Source organism: Streptomyces sp. NPDC127097 (assembly GCF_042724075.1).
GTDB lineage: Bacteria > Actinomycetota > Actinomycetes > Streptomycetales > Streptomycetaceae > Streptomyces.
Window position 1 is genome coordinate 69,815 of sequence record NZ_JBHXFI010000010.1, and the last position, 18,819, is coordinate 88,633.

19 protein-coding genes are annotated in these 18,819 nt (G+C 71.3%); 8 read left to right on the forward strand and 11 right to left on the reverse strand.

Annotated elements, in window-relative coordinates:
* Positions 1-29 precede the first annotated feature (29 nt).
* A complete protein-coding gene (locus ACFWJW_RS11190; RefSeq protein ID WP_387238007.1) occupies positions 30-428 on the reverse strand; it encodes an ArsR/SmtB family transcription factor in 399 nt (132 codons plus the stop codon).
* 423 nt (positions 429-851) lie between these two features.
* Here ACFWJW_RS11190 and ACFWJW_RS11195 point away from each other — a divergent pair, with 423 nt between their 5' ends.
* A complete protein-coding gene (locus ACFWJW_RS11195) occupies positions 852-1,226 on the forward strand; it encodes a VOC family protein (RefSeq protein ID WP_387238010.1) in 375 nt (124 codons plus the stop codon).
* Between the two features lie 7 nt (positions 1,227-1,233).
* Here the strand turns inward: ACFWJW_RS11195 and ACFWJW_RS11200 are convergent, their stop codons facing one another.
* Together ACFWJW_RS11200 and ACFWJW_RS11205 are read right to left on the reverse strand one after the other, a co-directional pair.
* Positions 1,234-2,097, reverse strand: a complete 864-nt coding sequence (locus ACFWJW_RS11200; RefSeq protein WP_387238013.1) for a siderophore-interacting protein — start codon at positions 2,095-2,097, stop codon at positions 1,234-1,236.
* A gap of 38 nt (positions 2,098-2,135) precedes the next feature.
* Positions 2,136-4,445 carry an ATP-binding cassette domain-containing protein gene (locus ACFWJW_RS11205; RefSeq protein WP_387238174.1) on the reverse strand — a complete coding sequence of 770 codons (2,310 nt, stop codon included), beginning with the start codon at positions 4,443-4,445 and terminating at the stop codon, positions 2,136-2,138.
* 80 nt (positions 4,446-4,525) lie between these two features.
* Here ACFWJW_RS11205 and ACFWJW_RS11210 point away from each other — a divergent pair, with 80 nt between their 5' ends.
* The 3 genes from ACFWJW_RS11210 to ACFWJW_RS11220 all read left to right on the forward strand — a co-directional run bounded on the left by ACFWJW_RS11210 (position 4,526) and on the right by ACFWJW_RS11220 (position 7,944).
* Complete coding sequence (locus ACFWJW_RS11210) at positions 4,526-5,326, forward strand: TetR/AcrR family transcriptional regulator (protein ID WP_387238016.1); 801 nt, start codon at positions 4,526-4,528, stop codon at positions 5,324-5,326.
* 478 nt (positions 5,327-5,804) lie between these two features.
* A complete protein-coding gene (locus ACFWJW_RS11215) occupies positions 5,805-6,908 on the forward strand; it encodes a nitrous oxide reductase family maturation protein NosD (RefSeq protein WP_387238019.1) in 1,104 nt (367 codons plus the stop codon).
* Between the two features lie 7 nt (positions 6,909-6,915).
* A complete protein-coding gene (locus tag ACFWJW_RS11220; protein ID WP_387238022.1) occupies positions 6,916-7,944 on the forward strand; it encodes a methyltransferase in 1,029 nt (342 codons plus the stop codon).
* Between the two features lie 113 nt (positions 7,945-8,057).
* Here the strand turns inward: ACFWJW_RS11220 and ACFWJW_RS11225 are convergent, their stop codons facing one another.
* From ACFWJW_RS11225 to ACFWJW_RS11255, 7 genes are all read right to left on the reverse strand, one after another.
* Positions 8,058-8,390: a TcmI family type II polyketide cyclase gene (locus tag ACFWJW_RS11225; RefSeq protein WP_190841640.1), complete on the reverse strand. Its 333-nt coding sequence runs from the start codon at positions 8,388-8,390 to the stop codon at positions 8,058-8,060.
* A gap of 54 nt (positions 8,391-8,444) precedes the next feature.
* Entirely contained in the window at positions 8,445-8,918 is a 474-nt protein-coding gene (locus ACFWJW_RS11230) for an SRPBCC family protein (protein WP_042152345.1), read from the reverse strand.
* Between the two features lies 1 nt (position 8,919).
* Entirely contained in the window at positions 8,920-9,189 is a 270-nt protein-coding gene (locus ACFWJW_RS11235; protein ID WP_042152343.1) for an acyl carrier protein, read from the reverse strand.
* A gap of 15 nt (positions 9,190-9,204) precedes the next feature.
* Positions 9,205-10,455, reverse strand: coding sequence for a ketosynthase chain-length factor (locus ACFWJW_RS11240; RefSeq protein ID WP_387238027.1), 1,251 nt, complete (start codon positions 10,453-10,455; stop codon positions 9,205-9,207).
* Positions 10,452-11,720, reverse strand: coding sequence for a beta-ketoacyl-[acyl-carrier-protein] synthase family protein (locus tag ACFWJW_RS11245; RefSeq protein WP_387238030.1), 1,269 nt, complete (start codon positions 11,718-11,720; stop codon positions 10,452-10,454). Before ACFWJW_RS11245 ends, ACFWJW_RS11240 begins: the two co-directional genes overlap by 4 nt.
* A complete protein-coding gene (locus ACFWJW_RS11250) occupies positions 11,717-12,151 on the reverse strand; it encodes a cupin domain-containing protein (RefSeq protein WP_387238033.1) in 435 nt (144 codons plus the stop codon). The genes ACFWJW_RS11245 and ACFWJW_RS11250 overlap by 4 nt, the downstream gene beginning before the upstream one ends.
* Positions 12,152-12,219: 68 nt before the next feature.
* A complete protein-coding gene (locus tag ACFWJW_RS11255) occupies positions 12,220-13,338 on the reverse strand; it encodes a SchA/CurD-like domain-containing protein (RefSeq protein WP_387238036.1) in 1,119 nt (372 codons plus the stop codon).
* A gap of 249 nt (positions 13,339-13,587) precedes the next feature.
* Here ACFWJW_RS11255 and ACFWJW_RS11260 point away from each other — a divergent pair, with 249 nt between their 5' ends.
* From ACFWJW_RS11260 to ACFWJW_RS11270, 3 genes are all read left to right on the forward strand, one after another.
* Positions 13,588-15,222, forward strand: coding sequence for an FAD-dependent oxidoreductase (locus tag ACFWJW_RS11260; RefSeq protein ID WP_387238177.1), 1,635 nt, complete (start codon positions 13,588-13,590; stop codon positions 15,220-15,222).
* A gap of 249 nt (positions 15,223-15,471) precedes the next feature.
* Complete coding sequence (locus tag ACFWJW_RS11265) at positions 15,472-15,783, forward strand: hypothetical protein (RefSeq protein ID WP_042152329.1); 312 nt, start codon at positions 15,472-15,474, stop codon at positions 15,781-15,783.
* Positions 15,743-16,231, forward strand: coding sequence for a glutathione peroxidase (locus ACFWJW_RS11270; protein ID WP_235465713.1), 489 nt, complete (start codon positions 15,743-15,745; stop codon positions 16,229-16,231). Before ACFWJW_RS11265 ends, ACFWJW_RS11270 begins: the two co-directional genes overlap by 41 nt.
* Before the next feature lie 58 nt (positions 16,232-16,289).
* Here ACFWJW_RS11270 and ACFWJW_RS11275 read toward each other — a convergent pair whose 3' ends face one another.
* Complete coding sequence (locus tag ACFWJW_RS11275; protein ID WP_387238039.1) at positions 16,290-16,709, reverse strand: STAS domain-containing protein; 420 nt, start codon at positions 16,707-16,709, stop codon at positions 16,290-16,292.
* Between the two features lie 563 nt (positions 16,710-17,272).
* Here ACFWJW_RS11275 and ACFWJW_RS11280 point away from each other — a divergent pair.
* Positions 17,273-18,799 carry a GAF domain-containing protein gene (locus ACFWJW_RS11280; protein ID WP_387238042.1) on the forward strand — a complete coding sequence of 509 codons (1,527 nt, stop codon included), beginning with the start codon at positions 17,273-17,275 and terminating at the stop codon, positions 18,797-18,799.
* Positions 18,800-18,819: the final 20 nt, after the last annotated feature.

Here is an 18,819-nt window from a genome sequence, read left to right on the forward strand (position 1 = left end):
GCCGGCGGGCACGGAGCGCGGCGGGCGGATCATGAGACCGCCCCCACCGCACCGGGTGCCGGCACCCCGGCGGCGGCCGGCCGTGCGCCGGGCTCGGCCTGCCGGAGTTCGGTGAGCAGGGCATGCTGCCCGGCGAGCACCTCGGTGAGGGCCCGGCGGGCGACCCGCAGCAGCTCGGTGACCTCGCCGCCGGCCAGCTCGTAGACGACGGTGGAACCGCTGCGGGTGGCCGTCACCATGCCCGAGCGGCGCAGCACCGCCAGCTGCTGGGAGAGCGCGGAGGGCTCCACCCCGATCGCGGCGAGCAGACCGCTCACCGGCATCGGTCCGCTCTGGAGCAGTTCCAGCACCCGGATACGGACCGGATGGCCCAGCATCCGGAAGAAATCGGCCTTGGCCTGACAGACCGGAAGCCACGCACCGTTCATGTCCGCGCCCCGCTCCCGGGACCGGCCGCGGACCACGCCGCACGCACCCGTTCCCCTGCCGATTCGGCGAAACCGCCCACGCATGTCCTCCGCGTTCAGGCCGCACGGCCATCGCGTCATCTGTTGAATTGCGGAATTCTGCAACTGTAGACGACCGGGGCGGGCGACTTGAATGGGTGTCGCGGACAAAATGGGGGCGGGCGCGGTACGGGGGCGGCCCGGGGTGCGCCGTCGTCCGCCCGCTCACCACCCGGCCCGCCGCTTCCCTGGCGAACTCTGCGGCAGCCGCGCGCAGTTGCCGGGTGTGCCTAAGGGCTGTCCATCGACGCCGGGCCCGCACCGGCCGCGGGTGCCGGAATGGCCCTGCCCCACCCACACCCATTCCGGTGGACAGCCGCACCCCCCAACCACATAGTGACGCCCATGACTTCACTGGTACGTCACCTCACCATCGACTGCGCCGACGCCTATCGCCTGGCGAGCTTCTGGGCGGAGGTGCTGGACGGCTCGCTGGCCGGGGACGATCTGCCGGGCGATCCGGAGGCCACGGTCACGGCCGCGGGCAGTGCGCTGCTGTTCGTCACGGTGCCCGAGGCCAAGGCCGGGAAGAACCGGGTGCACCTGGATCTCCAGCCGCAGGACCGGGGCCGGGACGAGGAGGTCGAGCGGCTGCTGGCACTCGGCGCGACCCTGGTCGCCGACCACCGGCGCACGGACGGGACCGGGTGGGTGACGCTGGCCGATATCGAGGGCAATGAGTTCTGTGTGGAGCGCAGCGCGGCGGAGCGGGCGGGCTGAACCCGCCTCAGTCCTGCGGGGGCCGGGCGGCCGCGAGCCGCTCCTGTGCCTCGGCGAGGTCCTCCTCGGTCGGGGCGTCGTCCTGGGTGAGCGTGCGGCGCCAGTAGCCGCTGAAGTCGATCCGGCCCTTGTCGATACCGCGCTCGTCGACCAGATGGCGCCGGAGCGCCCGGACCGCGCCCGCCTCCCCGGCCAGCCAGGCGAAGACCGGGCCGGGCGGGAAGGTGAGGGCGCGTACGGCGGCCGGCAGGGCGTCCGGGCGTCCGTCCGCGTGCGCCCACCGCACGGTGAGTTCCGCGCGGGTCGTGAAGTGCTGCTCGTCGGCCGGGCCGGCCACCTCGATGCAGGCCAGCGCGCGGGCGCCGGCCGGCAGTGCCTCGACCAGGGAACCGATGGCCGGCAGGGCGGTCGCGTCGCCGGCCAGCAGCAGCCAGCCGGCCCGGTCGAGCGGCAGCTCCTTGGCGTACTCGGCGGCCGGGCCGTACCGGGCGAGGAGGTCGCCCACGGCGGCGGAGGCCGCCCACCGGGTCGCCGGGCCGGCCGTGGACGGCGTGCCGTGCAGCACGAAGTCGACGGTGATCCGGTGCCGGACGGGGTCGTGGGAGCGCACCGTATAGCTGCGCATCCACGGCCGTTCGTCTTCGGGGAGGGCGAGGAACGCCTGGTACCAGCTCATCGCGTCGCCGGCCGCCGCGGCGTCGGGCAGCCGGGGCGCGCGCCGGCCCGGCTTGGGGAAGAGCAGCTTGAGCTGCTGGTCGGGCCAGGTCGGGAAGTCGTCGAGGCCGGCACCGGCGAAGGTGATCCGGACCATGTGCGGGGTGATCCGCCGGACGTCGGTGACCTCTATGAGCGCGACGGGCACGGCCGTCATCGGGTCCTCCATGGGGCAGCAGGGGTGCGGGCGGTGTCTTATGCGGTGTGCGTCGTGAGGTAGCTCCGCAGGTGGCGGGCCGTCAGCGAGTCGCCGGTGGCGACGAGATCGGCGGGGGTGCCGGTGAAGACCACCTGCCCGCCGTCCTGGCCGGCGCCGGGGCCGAGGTCGATGATCCAGTCGGCGTGCGCCATCACGGCTTGGTGGTGCTCGATGACGAGGACGGTGTTGCCGTCGTCGACCAGCCGGTCCAGCAGGCCCAGCAGCTGGTCCACATCGGCGAGATGCAGTCCGGTGGTCGGCTCGTCGAGGACGTAGACGGCGCCCCGCTCCGCCATGTGGAGGGCGAGTTTGAGCCGCTGGCGTTCGCCGCCGGAGAGGGTGGTGAGCGGCTGGCCCAGGCCGAGATAGCCCAGGCCCACCTCGGCGAGGCGGTCGAGGACGGTGCGGGCCTGCCCGGTGGGGAAGAACTCCCGGGCCTCGGCCACCGACATGGCGAGGACCTCGCTGATGTTCTTGCCGCGCAGGGTGTAGGTGAGGACCTTGGGAGTGAACCGCTTGCCCTCGCACTCCTCGCACACGGAGGCCACCCCCGCCATCATCGCGAGGTCGGTGTACACCAGGCCGATGCCCTTGCAGGTGGGGCACGCCCCTGCGGAGTTCGCGCTGAACAGGGCGGCCTTGACGCCGTTGGCCTTGGCGAACGCCGTACGGATCGGACCGAGCAGCCCCGTGTAGGTGGCCGGGTTGGACCGCCGGGAACCCCGGATCGGGGACTGGTCGGCGACGATCACGCCGTCCCGTCCGGGCAGTGACCCGTGGATCAGCGAACTCTTGCCCGAGCCCGCGACGCCGGTGACGACGGTGAGCACCCCGAGCGGGATGCCGACGCTGACGTCCTTGAGGTTGTGGGTGTTGGCGCCGCTGATCGACAGCTCCCCCACGGGCCGTCGGACCTGGGCGCGCAGCGTGGCGCGGTGGTCGAGGTGACGCCCGGTCAGGGTGCCGGAGGCGCGGAGCGCGGCGACGTCGCCGGTGAAGCAGATCTCGCCCCCGGCGGAGCCGGCCCCCGGGCCGAGATCGACGACATGGTCGGCGATCGCGATCGTCTCCGGCTTGTGCTCGACGACCAGGACCGTGTTGCCCTTGTCGCGCAGCCGCAGCAGCAGATCGTTCATCCGCTGGATGTCATGCGGGTGCAGGCCCACGGTCGGCTCGTCGAAGACATAGGTGACATCGGTCAGGCTGGAGCCGAGGTGCCGGACCATCTTCACCCGCTGGGCCTCACCGCCGGAGAGCGTGGCGGATTCCCGGTCCAGGCTCAGATAGCCCAGACCGATCTCGACGAGCGAGTCGAGGGTGTGGCAGAGGGTGGCGACCAGCGGGGCCACGGCGGGGTCGTCGATGCCCCGGACGAAGGTGACCAGGTCGCTGATCTGGAGCGCGGCGCATTCGGCGATATTGCGGCCGGCGATCCGGGAGCCGAGGGCGGCGGGGTTGAGGCGGGCCCCGCCGCAGGCCCCGCAGGCGGTGAAGGTCACCGCCCGGTCGACGAAGGCCCGGATGTGCGGCTGCATGGCGGCCCGGTCCTTGGCGAGGTAGGTGCGCTGCACCCGTACCAGCAGACCTTCGTAGTTGATGGTGGAGGTGCCCACCTTGATCTTGGTGGGGGGCTTGTGCAGGAAGTCGTCCCACTGGGCGGGGGTGAAGTCCTTGAGCTTGACGTCCGGGTCGAAGAATCCGGAGTGGGCGAGGGTCTGCCAGTACCACGAGCCGACGGTGAAGCCGGGAGCGGTGATCGCCCCCTCGTTGAGGGAGAGTTCGGTGTCCAGCAGCTCGCCGGTGTCGATCGCCGAGACCTGGCCGAGCCCCTCGCATTCCTGGCACATGCCCTCGGCGCTGTTGAAGCTGAAGGCGGTGGAGGTACCCGCGTGCGGGGTGCCGAGGCGGCTGAAGATGATCCGCAGCATGGTCTGCGCATCGGTCGCGGTGCCGACCGTGGAGCGGGAGTTGGCGCCCATCCGCTCCTGGTCCACGACGATCGCCGCGCTCAGATTGCGCAGCGCGTCGACATCGGGCCGGCCCTGGCTCGGCATGAAGGACTGGATGAAGGCCGTATAGGTCTCGTTGATGAGCCGCTGGGATTCGGCGGCGATGGTGCCGAATACCAGCGAGGACTTCCCGGAGCCGGAGACACCGGTGAAGACGGTGAGCCGGCGCTTGGGAATGTCGAGCGAGATATCGGCGAGATTGTTCTCCCTGGCGCCGCGCACCTGGATCATGCCGTGACTGTCCGCGGCGGATGTTTCCCCGTTGCCCGGCCCTCGGCGGGTCTGCCGGTCCCCCATGTGTGCTGCCACCCCTCTGCTATCTTTACGCCGTAAAGAGTTCGGTCGGGGACGTTACTTTATGGCGTAAGGAGTCGCAAGTGGTGGTTTTCGCGGGCCAGGGCGACGCCCGTCGTTCGATGGCGCTGCTGTGGCGTGCGGAAGGCCCCGCCGGAGCACGGACGAGGCGCTGGCCGGGGCCCAAGCCGGCGCTGAGCGTGCCGGCGATCGTCGACGCCGGGGTGGCGGTCGCGGACGCCGACGGCATGGCGGCGCTGTCCATGCGCGCGGTCGGCGAGCGGCTGGGCCGTACCGCGATGGCGCTCTACACCTACGTCCCCGGCAAGAGCGAGCTGGTGGACCTGATGTATGACCAGGTGCTGGCCGAGCTGCCCACCGACTACGACCTGGCGCCGGGCTGGCGCGCCGCGGTGACCTCCTGGGCCGAGGACACCTGGGAGTTCTACCTCCGCCACCCCTGGGTCCTCCAGGTCTCCCAGGCACGTCCGGTGCTCGGCCCCAACGAATACCGCGCCCTGGAGACGCTGCTCCGCCTGCTGTACGCGACGGAGCTGAGCTCGGCGGTGCTGCGGCGGGTGGTCGGGGCGCTGTTCCACTTCATCCGCGGCGCCGCGCAGACCGTGACGGAATCGCGGCAGGCCGCGGCCTCGACGGGGGTGTCCGACGAGGAGTGGTGGCAGGCCCGTTCCGGCCTGCTGACCGAGATGGTCCCCGACTTCGCGGAGCGCTTTCCGCTGCTGGTCCGGCTGGAGACCGAGGGCGCCGCCCCGGACCCGGGCGACTCGGTCCCCTATCTGGAACGCGAGGCGCGAAGCACCTTCGACATCGGACTCACCGTCATCCTGGACGGGATCGAGGCGGCCATTCACCAGGGCCGCTGAGCGGTCGCCACCCCGGCGGCCCGCTTTCCCGCGGCCGTTGGGGTGATCAAGGGGGCTCGCTGCACCCGGGCCGGTGTCGTCGGCCGGGCTTGGCGCGTTGGTCTTCCGTGACCGTTTTCCGCGCCCGTCCGTGGTTTCTGCCGACCAGCCTCGCGGCCTTCCTGACGGAGGCGTGGCCGGACGGGCCGGCTGATGACCCGTCGGATGCCCGGCCCGACACCGGACCCGACGGACCGTCGGACACGCCGTCCGCTACCCGGTCAGCTGAGTCCGGGCCGACCGATCGCCCCTCGCGCCCGGACATCCCCGGAACCTCCGGCCGGACCCCGGACAGGCCCGCTGACCGGCCCTGATGGCGGGTCGGGTGGCAGGCCGGGCAATGGACCTGACGGCGTGTCGAAAGCTGGCGGCCGCACACACCGTGACGATCGGCTCACCACGTGTGGCGAGCCGGAGTGATCACCCATAGCTTCGCCTCATGGTGCTACGACAGATGAAATACATGGGCTGCGTCGCCGCGATGATGATCGGCGGCCTGGGTGCCGCGTCACCGTGCGACGCGGCGGGACGCCATGTCGTCCACGCAGGCGAATCCATCCAGCGCGCGGTGAACAAGGCGAGACCGGGCGACACCATCGTCGTCCGGCCCGGCATCTACCGGGAGAGCGTGCTGATCAACAAGTCACGGCTGCGCCTGGTCGGCGCGGGCCGCAAGACGGTGATCACTCCGTCGGGCAGACGGGCCGCGAACGCCTGCGGGAAGGAAGGCAACGGCATCTGCGTCATCGGAAGGGACAGGCCGCTGCGGGACGTCACGATCCGCTCGCTGACCGTCCGGGGCTTCAAGAAGAACGGGATCTGGGCCTCCGGGACCGACCGGCTCTCGGTGATCCACGTGACCGCGCGGAAGAACGGCGTGTGGGGCATCGCGCAGGACAAGTCCATCCGGGGTGTGTTCCGCGACAACTCCGCCATCGACAACGGCGACGCGGGCATCTTCCTCGCGAACAAGGCCCGGGAAGAGGCCGGCGGCGCCAACCTCCGGGGCGCCGTGATCAGCGACAACTACCTCGCGGGAAACCGGATCGGCGTCACGATCCGGCGGGTCAGGAACCTGACGGTCGGCTACAACACCATCACCAGGAACTGCGGTGGGGTGTTCGTCGTCGGTGACGAGTCCCGTCCCCAGGCCGGCGCGCTGACGGTACGGAACAACTCCATCTACAAGAACAACAAGTTCTGCCGCGGCAACAGCCGGCTGCCGGACATCCAGGGCTCCGGCGTCGTGCTCACCGGCGCCGAGCACGTCCTCGTACGGCGCAACGTGATCCGGGACCACCACGGCAAGTCTCCGCTCTCCGGTGGTGTCGTGCTCTTCCACAGCTTCGTGAAGGTGCTCACCCACCACAACGTCATCAGCCACAACATCGTGCTGCACAACAAGCCCGTGGACCTGGCCAACCGGGACCTCCCCGGCAAGGGCAACCGGTTCATCCACAACGTCTGCCGGACCTCGGAGCCGGCCGGACTGTGCCACCGGCTGCACCGGGACGGGCTGAACCCGTCGGCAACGGGAGAATAGAGGCGCAATGACCACCGTAAGTCCCACTCCCCCACCCGCGATGCGGCTCCGGGAGCTGATCTTCGGGGCCGCTTGTGCGGCGGCCGTACGGGCGGCGGCGCGCCTCGGCGTCGCCGATGCCCTCGGTGAGCAGCCCGCCACCGCGGAGGAGCTGGCCGCCGCGGTGCAGGCCGAGCCGCGGCCGCTGGACCGGCTGCTGCGCACGCTGGCCTGCTACGGGATCTTCGCCGAGACCGACGACGGGAAGTACGTCCACACGGAGATGTCCCGGCTGCTGCGGGAGGACACCCCGAACAGCCTGCGCTACATCTCCCTGTGGTGCACCGAGCCGTGGACCTGGGAAGCCTGGCCGCGGCTGGACGACGCGGTGCGCTCCGGCCGCAGCGTCTTCGACGAGCTGTACGGCAAGGGGTTCTTCGACTACCTGCACGAGGACGCACGGGAGTCCGCCGAGGTCTTCAACCGGGCGATGACCACGTCCAGCAAGCAGTCGGCGCAGGACATCGCGGGGCTGCTCGATCTGACCGGGGCGTCCTCGGTGGCGGACATCGGCGGTGGCCAGGGCCATGTCCTCGCCAGCCTGCTGGAGAAGCACCCCACGCTCGAAGGCACGCTGCTCGATCTGCCCAAGGTCGTGGCGAACCCGGACCCGCGGCTGGCGGACGGCGGGGCGCTGGCCCCGCGGGTACGGATCGTGCCCGGCGACTGCCGCGAGGACATCCCGGTCCAGGCCGATGTCTACATCATCAAGAACATCCTGGAGTGGGACGACGAGAGCACCCGCAGAACACTGCGGAACGTCGTCCGGGCCGCCCGTCCCGGCGCCCGGGTCGTCATCATCGAGAACCTCGTCGACGACAGCCCCTCCATGAAGTTCACCACCGCCATGGATCTGCTGCTGCTGCTCAATGTCGGTGGCGCCAAGCACACCAAGGCGAGCCTGGTCAGCCGGATGGCCGAGGCCGGCCTGAAGGTCGGCGAGATCCTGGTCGTCAACCCGTATCTGCACGCCTTCGAGTGCAGCGTCCCTGAATGAGCGGGTCCGGGCACGGCAGGCCGCCCGGTGAGGAGACTGCTCCTCGCCGGGCGGCCGCGCCCCTGCCCGGGGAAGCGCGAGAGCCGGGGGATCGCCCCGGCTCCGCGTGCGCGTCAGCTGCTGCCGTCGCGCTGCCAGCTGTAGAACTGCTGGGCCATCGCGTCCTTGGGGCTCCGCCAGGTCTCCGGGTCATAGGCGCTGACGAAGGCGGACAGCTTGTCGCTGACGGCGCGGAATTCGGGGTGCTCCGTCACCTTCGCGATCTCCGGGCCGGGCGGCCGGTCGGATTCGATGAGGTGCAGATACACGTCACCGAACTGGAAGAGGGTCCGCCGCGAGACGCCGACCAGGTGCGGCAGTTCCGTACGGTCGGATGCCTTGAAGACCTCGGCGATGTCCGGAGCCGAACCGGGTTTCATGCGCGCGACGATCAGAGCGTGATGCATCAGGGGTCCCTTCGTTGCCGCCAGGAGGCGGTCCGAACGCGGCCTGGAGGGCCGTCAGCTGACGGTGGCGGAGCGGAGCTCGCGGTCCCGCTGCTCGATCCGGTCCCGGATGAGCTCCATCTGGATCCGGGAGTTGCGGTTGATCATCTCGGTCATGCCCTTGTCGTCGACCGGCGCGTCGGGCTTCATCGCGAAGTCCTGGGTCCAGTGCATCGAGGTGCCGCCCGGGATCTCGGCGTACTTCCAGTGGATGTCCATGTGCTCGAACGGACCGGTCTCGACGCGGCGGGCGCGGACCGAGCGGTTCTGCCGGTCGACGACCCGCTCGGAGACCCAGCTCCAGACCGTGCCGTTGTCGTCCGGGTGCATCGTCAGCCGGAAGGTGGTCTTGTCGCCTTCCCTGGACAGCACCTCGACCGAGGCGTACTCGCTGAACAGCTGCGGCCAGTTCTCGATGTCGTTGGTGATGTCCCAGACGAGGTCGAGGGGCGCCGCGATGGTGATGTCGTTCTCGGTGTGGCCGGGCATGTCATGCTCCTGTCGTAGGCACGGTGTCGTTGGCGGTGTTGACGAGGGCGAGGAAGTCGCGCGGCGTCTTGCAGCGCTCCGCGTCGGTCGGCATCGGCCGGCCCTGACGGTTCTCCAGCTCGCCCACGATGCCGAGGAGGCCGAGCGAGTCGAGGCCGAAGTCCGCGAAGGTCGCGTCCTGCCGGTTCGCCAGCTCCTTGGGGTCGACGGTGAGGCCGGCCGCGGACTTCATCAGCGCGGCCAGCTCATTGAGCGTCAGTTGAGCGGTCATCTGAGGTTCTCCTTCTCATGAGGGGGACCCGGAGCCCTTCCGCAGCACCATCGCCGCGTTCGAGCCCATCAGTCCCCGGCTCAGCACCAGCGCCGTCCGCAACTCGGCCGGGCGGGCCCGGCCGGTCACCACGTCAAGGTCGTGGCAGACGTCGACGACGTTGGGGGTGGGCGGCACGACGCCGTACTCCATCGCGAGCACCGCGGCCGCGGTGTCCAGGACGGGGGCGCCGCAATACGCCCGGCCGGTGCCCGTCTTGGGTGCGGTCACCGGGACCTGCGAGGCGTGCCGGCCCAGGGCGTCCGCCAGCGCCAGCGCCTCGGCCCGGTCGGCCGCAGGAACGCCGAGCGCGTCCGCGAACACCACATCGATCTCCTCCGGGGCGCACCGCGCATCCTCCAGCGCGCCGCGGATCGCATGGGCGAGCCCCTCCCGGGACTCCTCCCACAGGGAGGCCCCGGTGAAGGTCGCGGCATGTCCGGCCAGCACGGCCCGGACACTCGCCCCGCGGCTCTCGGCCGCCGCCTCCTCCTCGACGATCAGCATCGCGCCGCCCTCGGCGGGCACGAATCCGCACGCGCCGCTGGTGAACGGGCGGTAGGCGCGGACCGGATCGTCGAGCTTGCTCAGATCGTCGTAGCCGAGCTGGCAGACGACCGAGTAGGGGGCCAGTGGTGCCTCGGCGGCACCCACGACGACGGCGTCGGTGCCGCGCCGGATGGTGCGGGCGGCGTGCGCCAGGGCGTCCAGACCGCCCGCCTCGTCGCTGGCCACGACTCCGCACGGCCCCTTGAAGCCGCCGCGGATGGAGATCTGTCCGGTGCTCGCCGCGTAGAACCAGGCGATGGACTGGTACGGGCCGACATGGCGGGAGCCCTGGCCCCAGAGCCGTTGCAGCTCCCGCTGGCCGAACTCGCCACCGCCCGAACCGGCGGCCGTGACGACTCCCACCGCGAACGGTGAGTCGTTGTAGTCGGCACGGCCGAGCCGGGCGTCGTCCAGCGCGAGGTTGGCCGCCGCCATGGCGAAGTGGGTGAACCGGTCGGTCTGGACGAGGTAGCGCTCCTCGATCAGATCCGCCGGATCGAAGCCCCGGACCTCACCGGCGACCTTGAGGGGCAGATGCTCACACCCCTCACGGGTGACGCGGTCGAGGACACTGATGCCCTCCACCGTCGCCTTCCAGAAGGTCTCGGTGCTCACCCCGTTGGGGGCGATGACACCGATGCCGGTGACGACGGAACGACGTTCTTTCGGGGAGCTCATGATGCCCTCCCACCCTGTCGGGTCAGTACCACCGCTGACTGGAATCCACCGAAGCCGCTGCCGACCGAGAGCACCGAACGCAGCGGCAGCTCCCGGGCCGTCTTGGGCACGTAGTCGAGGTCACACTCCGGGTCCGGAGTCTCGTAGTTGGCCGTCGGCGGCACCACCTGGTGGGTGAGTGCCAGCACACAGGCCACGATCTCGATGGCGCCGATCGCGCCGAGCGAGTGGCCCACCATGGATTTGATGGAACTCATCGGCACCTTGTGGGCATGGGCGCCCAACGACCGCTTGACGGCGGCCGTTTCGTGCCGGTCGTTCTGCTGGGTGCCCGAGCCGTGCGCGTTGACGTAGTCCACCTGGGTGGCGTCGATCCTGGCGTGGCCGAGTGCGCGGTTGATCGCCTCGGCCATCTCCAGGCCCTCCTGGGTGAGGCCGGTCATGTGGTACGCGTTGCCGAAGGTGGCATAGCCACGTATCTCACAATGGATGGTCGCTCCGCGGGCGCGGGCGTGTTCCAGCTCCTCCAGGACGAGCACGGCGCCGCCCTCGCCCATCACGAATCCGTCGCGGTGGGCGTCGAACGGGCGGGAGGCGTGCGCGGGATCGTCGTTGTTCGCCGAGGTCGCCTTGATCGCATCGAAGCAGGCCACGGTGATCGGGGAGATCGGCGAGTCCGAGGCGCCGGCGATACACACATCGACCCGGCCCTCCTCGATGGACTGGAAGGCGTACCCGATGGCGTCGAGACCGGAGGTGCAGCCCGTCGAGACGGTCTGCACCGGACCGTGGGCGCCGATCTGTTCCGCCACTGCGGAGGCGAGCGAACTCGGGGAGAACGCCCGCTCCAGGTGGCGGCCGGCCGGCCGGTGATCGACGTCCCAGCGGGCACCGTGACTGCTGACGGCGACATAGTCGTGCTCCAGCCGCGTGGTGCCGCCGACCGCGGTGCCCAGGGACACCCCGACCCGCCAGGGGTCCTCCGCCTCGGTGTCCAGGCCGGCGCTGCGCAGCGCCTCGTCCGCGGCGACCATCGCGAACTGGATGTACCGGTCCGAGCGGGCCACCTGCTCCCCGCTCAGACCGTGCGCCGCGGGATCGAAGTCGCACTCGGCGGCGATACGTGAACGGAAACCCTCGGGGTTGAAGAGGGTGATGCCACGGGTCGCCGTACGTCCGGAGGACAGCAGGTCCCAGAAGGCGGGCACACCCACGCCGCCCGGAGCGACGATACCGACGCCGGTGACCGCCACGCGGCGGGTCATGACACCGGCTCCGTGCGTTCCGGTGGCGCGGCCGGGGTGCTCTCCTCCGTGCCCTCGGTGTCGACGTGGCCGAGCTCGGGGCGCGGTGCCAGCGGGCCGAGGTGGAAGACCATCCGGGCCTCTTCGTCCCCGACATTGCGGAAGCGGTGCCGCATGTACGGGGGGATCAGCAGGCCCTGGTCCGGGCGCAGCGGGTGCGGCTCCCCGTCGAGGTCGACTTCGAGCAGGCCCTGCACGACGTACACGAACTCCTCGGAGTACGGGTGGTAGTGCTCGCCGATGCGCTCGCCGGGCTGCACGAGTGCCATGCCCATGAAGCCGCTCGTGGCGCCCACCGCGCTGGGTGTCAGCATGGCGCGCAGATCACCTCCGCGCCGGCGGTTGGGCTGGGTCTCGCTGAGGTCCACGATGCGTGGGCGGTGCGTGGTCATGGCTGTTCCTCCATGGGCGTGGTACCGGCGGTTGATTGGGGTGAGCGGCCTGCCTGCGGCCGGGGGCGTCAGGCGCCCGGTGCCCGGCGGTCGGTGATGAGAGCCATGTCGGCGCGCTCCAGGAAGTGCGCGATCTCGCGGTCGTTCGACAGACCGCCGGCCACATCGGTGTCGATGAGGCGCCGCAGCACGGCCGTCTTGCGGGGGCCGCGCACACCGAGCGACAGCATGGGGTCGCTGTCGACGGGGATACGGAGGTCGACCATCCGGACCACGACGTCGTCGCGCTGGAAGATGGTGCTGCCGGCGACCGGGCAGGACGCGTCGTCGGCGGCCAGTTCGTCCTGGCGGGCCAGCATCCGGGCCAGCGCCATGCCGCAGCCCTCTTTGGCGGGGTAGTACAGCGCGTGCCGGCGGATGCCGTCGGGCTGCTGTCCGCCCGCCGCGACGTGGTGCACCGCGGGCAGCGCGGCACGGGTGAAGAACACCCGGGCGGAGTTCGGGTCGCTGAGGTCGCGGTCCTGCTCCAGATACGGGTTGATGGCTTCCTCGACGGCCCGGACCTCGGGCTGCTGGGAGATGTGCCGCAGCGCCGCGACGAGGTCGCCCTGCACCTCGACCGCGCGCACGACGCGGTTGCCGTGCATGAAGAGGGAGGTGCGGCGGAGCCTGGTGGTGTCGTCGACCCGGGCCTCCGGGGAGGTGTACCCGGCGAGGATCTCCGCGACCATCGATTCGCTGCCCGGCTTCACGGTGAAGGTCAGCGCGTGCCGGACCACTCCGTCGCCGACGCGGGGGTTGGCCTGGAGCCGGCCCTTGGGGGGCTCGGGCGCGAGGCTGGCGATGTTCGAGGTCTCGCGCAGCACGCTGAAGCGCAGCGAGCGGGTGTCACGGACACAGCCGTGCAGCGGCTGGACCATCTTGACGTGTTCCTCGCTGTTGACCCAGGCCAGGAACGGCGGCGCGCTCTCCCATTCACTGGTGATGAGCCACTGTGAGGGGTTCTCGATGGACTGGCACAGCTGGTCGGTGATGTGCCCGGGGACGGACGCGACCTGGTTGCGCAGGTGCTCGTAGGCTTCCAGGAAGTCCTGCTGGGCCCCTTCGTGGAGATCCAGGAGCAGCACGACCCGAAGCCGCGAGCCGTCGAAGGCTGACTGGGATATTCGTTCCGACAGCGTTGTCATCGTCTACGCATCTCCTTCGGGGCCCGACGGCCCCAGTGGTGCGTCGTCAGTTCCGGTGCGATCCGGTGACTGAGCCGGATGGTGGGGGCGGCCCGCCCGGTGTCCGCGGGCGTCCCGGATTCGATCGTGGCCGGAGCCCACGGGCGGCGCGAGATCTGTGAGCCATGCAGGTGAACCGTGATCGAACACCGCCTCAGCCGGGCATTCGTGCTCCATCTGCCGTACACGCCCCTGGAGCTGGAGCACGCAATGAATCCCACCGCCGAAGACCGGGTTCCGGTACTCATCGTGGGCGGGTCCCTGGTCGGCCTGTCCGCGTCGCTGTTCCTGGGACGTCTGGGTATCCGACATCTGCTGGTCGAGAAGCACTCGGACACCTCCCGCCACCCGCGCGGGCGGGGGAACAACGTCCGCACCATGGAGCTGTACCGGGTGGCCGGCGCGGAGCAGCGGATCCGTGAGGCCGCGTCCACGCTGGCCGACAACCACGGCATCCTCCAGGCCCGTTCGCTCACCGGGGACGAACAGGAGTGGCTGTTCAAGGAGATCGACCCGGGCGGCGGGCTGGCCAAGTTCAGCCCCTCCTCCTGGTGCCTGTGCAGCCAGAACGACCTGGAGCCGGAGCTGCTGCGCTGCGCCCGTGAGCACGGCGGTGACCTGCGGTTCTCCACCGAGCTGAGCTCCTTCGAACAGGACGCGCAGGGCGTGACCGCGGTCCTGAAGAACCGGGAGACCGGTGAGCAGCGCACCGTCCGCGCGGACTACCTGATCGCGGCCGACGGCCCGCGCAGCCCGGTCCGGGAGCGGCTGGGCATCGGCCAGACGGGGCCCGGCGACCTGTTCCACAACGTGAGCATCACCTTCCGCGCCCCGGCCCTCGCCGACGCCGTCGGCGACCGCCGCTTCATCGCCTGCTACTTGACCAACCCCGAGGCCGACGGCGCCCTGCTGCCGGTGGACAACCGGGCCGAGTGGGTCTTCCACGCCCCGTGGCACCCGGACCGGGGCGAGACCCTGGAGGACTTCACCGACGAGCGGTGCATCGACCACATCCGCCGGGCAACGGGCGTACCGGACATGGCGGTTGAGATCACCGGCAAGGCGCCGTGGCACGCCGCGGAGCGGGTCGCCGAGCGGTACGCGGCCGGCCGGGTCTTCCTCGCCGGCGACTCGGCCCACGAGATGTCCCCCACCGGGGCGTTCGGCTCCAACACCGGCATCCAGGACGCGCACAACCTCGCCTGGAAGCTCAGCGCCGTACTGAACGGCTGGGCGGGCCCCGAGCTGCTGGCGTCGTACGAGGCGGAGCGGCAGCCGGTGGCACGGGAGACCAGTGCGCGCGCCTCGGCCCGCTCCGCCGAGCACAGCCACCCGGGGTACGTCCCGGCACCGGGCGCGGGCGGCGGCCGGCAGCGCGGGGTGCTCACCGTGGCCCTCGGGTACTGCTATCCGCACGGCGCGGTCGTCGGCGCCGATCCCGAGCTGCCGGTGGTGCCCGACCAGATGCGGCTGACCGGTGAACCGGGCACCCGCGCCCCGCACATGTGGCTGCACGCCGCCGGCGAGCGCCGCTCCACCCTCGATCTGTACGAGAAGTCCTTCGTCCTGCTGACCGGCACCGACGGCGAGATGTGGCGCACCGCGGCCAAGGGCGCCAATGAGGAGTTCGCCCTGGGGCTCAAGTGCTACATGATCGGCACCGGCCCGAACGATGACATGGCCCCCGAAGAGGGCGCCGACTGGGCCGAGAAGCACGGGACGACGCCCGAGGGCGCGGTGCTGGTGCGCCCCGACGGCTTCGTCGCCTGGCGGGCCGAGGGCCGGGTGGCCGACCCCGAGGCGGCGCTCCTGGAGGTCCTCGCCTCGCTGCTGTGCCGGAGCTGATCGGACCAGACCGGGCTCGGCCCGGTCCGGCCCCGGCCCGGTACGACGGACTGGGGCCGGGCCGCGGGCACCCGAGGCTGCTGAGGGCGGAGGGGCCGGCGGGACATCCGCCGGCCCCTCGGTCGGTGGTCCGGCCGGTCCCGCGGGCGCGCGAACGTATCTTCTGTCCGTCACCACCGCAGGGGCATCTGGGTGCCGTCCCGGCCGCGTCCCGCAACTCGGGGAAGCGATTTCCGGTTGAGTCCGGGCATGGACGCCAAGAAGCCCGCCGCACACCCCTTTCAGCGCATCGCGCTCCCCCGCCAGCCGCCGCCGCTGCCGCCCCCCGCTCCACAGGCGCGCCGCCCGGCCGAGGAGGGGACGCCGATCTTCGACCAGCTGCTGAAGGAGTGGCGCTCCGGGGAACTGCGGCCGGTGGTGTCCTGGCCGGTGGACGATCCGGGGAAGATCAGGGCGGGCTCCGCTGTTGGGACGGATGATGGCCGTCCCTATCCGCGGAACCGCGACGAGGAGCATGACCGTGAGTCTGTACGACATCCCCCTGCGCACCCTGACCGGTGAGCCCGCTTCACTCGCCGACTACCGGGGCAAGGCCCTGCTGGTGGTGAATGTGGCGTCCAAGTGCGGGCTGACCCCGCAGTATTCGGGCCTGGAGCGGCTCCAGCAGCGCTACGGGGACCGTGGCTTCAGCGTGCTGGGCTTCCCCAGCAACCAGTTCGCGGGCCAGGAGCCGGGCACCGCCGAGGAAATCGCGACCTTCTGCTCCGCGACGTACGGCGTGAGCTTCCCGCTGTTCGAGAAGACCGAGGTCAACGGCGCGGACCGGCATCCGCTGTACGCGGAGCTGACGGGCACCGAGGACACCGAGGGGACGGCCGGCGACGTCCAGTGGAACTTCGAGAAATTTCTGATCGATGCCGACGGCAAGGTCGCGGGCCGCTTCCGGCCGCGGACCGAGCCGGAGGCCGAGGAGCTGGTCACCGCCATCGAGGCGGTCCTGCCGGGCTGATCCGATGACCGCGCCGCCGGTCCGCGGGGGCGGGCGGCGGCGTGGCGGAGGGCGCCGGTCAGGCAACGGCCGTACCGGCGCCGTCCGTGACCTCGGGTGAGCCGGCGGTGCCGGCGGCCGGTTCCCCGGCGGCCTCCTCGTCGGACACGATCTCGAAGGTGCCGTTCAGCCCGGTCATGCGCAACAGCCGCGCGACGCTTCCGCCGTGGGTGACCCCGGTGAGCCGCAGCCGGCCGCCGCGCTGCCGGGTGCGGTAGCGGGCACGGCTGAGCAGCGACAGACCGGCGCAGTCGATGAACGTCACCGCGCGCACATCGAGCAGGAGGTCGCTGCCCTGGACACCGGTGAGGTCGTCCAGTTGGTCGGACAGCACCGACACGGCGAGGATGTCCAGCTCACCGCGGAGTTCCAGCACGGTCGTGCCGCCCGCCGCGCAGCTGGGTCCCACAAGTCTCGGGTAGTACTGACCTTCATCCATCGGCCCGGCCCACTTTCGTGCCGAGGCGCGGGATATGGCCACGCGTCTGCGGCGGAGACGTTCGGTAGGTGTGGGGGGCGCCCGGCGCATTCCGGGCGGGTCGGCCCGTTTCCGGGTCGCGGGTGGTGTGGTGGTGTGTCGTCTGTGTTCCTGCGTTTCTGCTGCTGTCCGTAGTTGTCTACGGCTTACCCGCAGGCCGCGGCCTCCAAGTCCCAGCGACCGGGACATCTACAGGTTGTCTCAAAGTCGACCCTCGCGGGTGTGGCCGAGATAGGTGCCCAAGGGCTTGGTCCCCGGGACAAGCCACCGCCGACCGCGGTTCCGAGCACGTCGCCGGTCACTCGCCCGGGTGGCGCGCCGCGTACACCCGCGAGGCGCTGCGGACACCCTGCGGCCGGAAATCGTAGTTACCGCCGTGGGCAGACCGCGCGCCCCGGTACTCCCGCGACCGGCCCCTGATCGCGGTCCGGCCACCCCGCTCGGACGCCTCCGCGGGCGCCTCGCCCGGGTGGCCCCATTGGCGCACTTTCGGGCGAATTAGACTGGCCGAATCGCCGGAAAGTGTGAGGTGTGCCCTGAAGCCGTCGGACCCCGCTGGAGAGCTCCCCGATCGGACCGCGCAGAGCCTGTCCGCGCCGGCCGGGGGGCCGGTCTCCCGGCTTCCGCAGCTCTGGGAAGAAGGAGGCGCGGTCGGCTCCGGCCATGACCTGGGCCGCGCGCTGGGCCGTATCGCCGAGGCCGCCGTCTCCCTCACGGGTGCGCACCATGCCGCGATCGCTCTCCGTGACGCGGACGGCGGCGGGCCGGGCGAGCTGATCACCCACGGCGGCTCGCCCGGGGCCGAGCCGCCCGCCGGAGCCTGGCTGGAGGTGCCCATCCAGGTGGCGGGCGAGGTGTGCGGCACGCTGTATCTCGCGGGGAAGGGCGACGGCGAGGAATTCGGTGACGGGGACCGGCATCTGGTGCGGGTGCTGGCCGCCGAGGCCGGGCTGGCCCTGAACAATGCCCGGATGCACGCGGCCGCCCGGCAGCGACGCCGCTGGATCGAGGGTGCGGCCTCCGTGACGACGGCGCTGCTGGCCGGGCCCGAGACCCGCTCCACGGCGACCCACGCCCTGACCGTCGTCGCGGAGCAGGGCCGGGAGCTGGCCGAGGCGGCGACCGGAGCGGTGCTGCTGCCGCACGCCGAGGGCGGTATGGAGGTGGTGGCGATCTCTACCGTGCTCTCGGATGACGTACGGAGCGAGGCATTCCGCGGCCGGATACCGCCGGCGAGTCCGGTGCTCCACCAGCTGCACGCCGGGCTGGCGGTCTTCTCCGACGACTTCGCCGCCGACCCCCGCTCGGCCTCCCCGCTGTCGCGCCACTACGGCCCGACGATGCTGCTGCCGCTGCGCAGCAACGGGCGGGTGCTGGGCGCCCTGGCGCTGTGCCGGATGTCCGGCGACCGCCGCTTCAGCCACACCGAACGCACGCTGGGGACCCAGTTCGCCGCTCAGGCGGCGGTGGCGCTGGTGCTCGTCGACCGGCACCGGGACCGCGAGCGGCTCGCCGTCTTCGAGGACCGCGACCGTATCGCCCGCGATCTGCACGATCTGGTCATCCAGCGGCTGTTCGCCACCGGAATGCTGCTGGAGACCGTCCGGCGCAAAGCGCTGTTGCCGGAGGTGCAAGAGGGGCTCGGCGAGGCGATCGATGAGCTGGACGCGACGATCCAGGAGATCAGGACGGCGATCATCGCGCTCCAGCAGGGGCCGTCGGAGGCTCCGCCCGGCCTCCGCACCCGGGTGCTGCGGGCGGCCGGCGCAGCGCTCGGCGGCCGACCGTCGGTGCGGTTCGTCGGCCCGGTCGACGCGCGGGTCGACGAGCGGACCGGCCGGGAGCTGCTGACCGCACTCGAACAAGCGCTGACGGCGGTGGGGCCGCCGTCGCCGCCGCCGCGGGTGTCGGTCATCGTGGACACCACCGTCACCCTGCCCGACGGACGGCCGGGCGTACGGCTCACGGTGCGGTCCCCGGACGGCTCGCACCCGCCCGTGACGTGGGAACATCCGCTCGGCAGGAACTCCGCTCCGGACTCTGACGGGTGAGCGCACCGGAATCGCTTGAC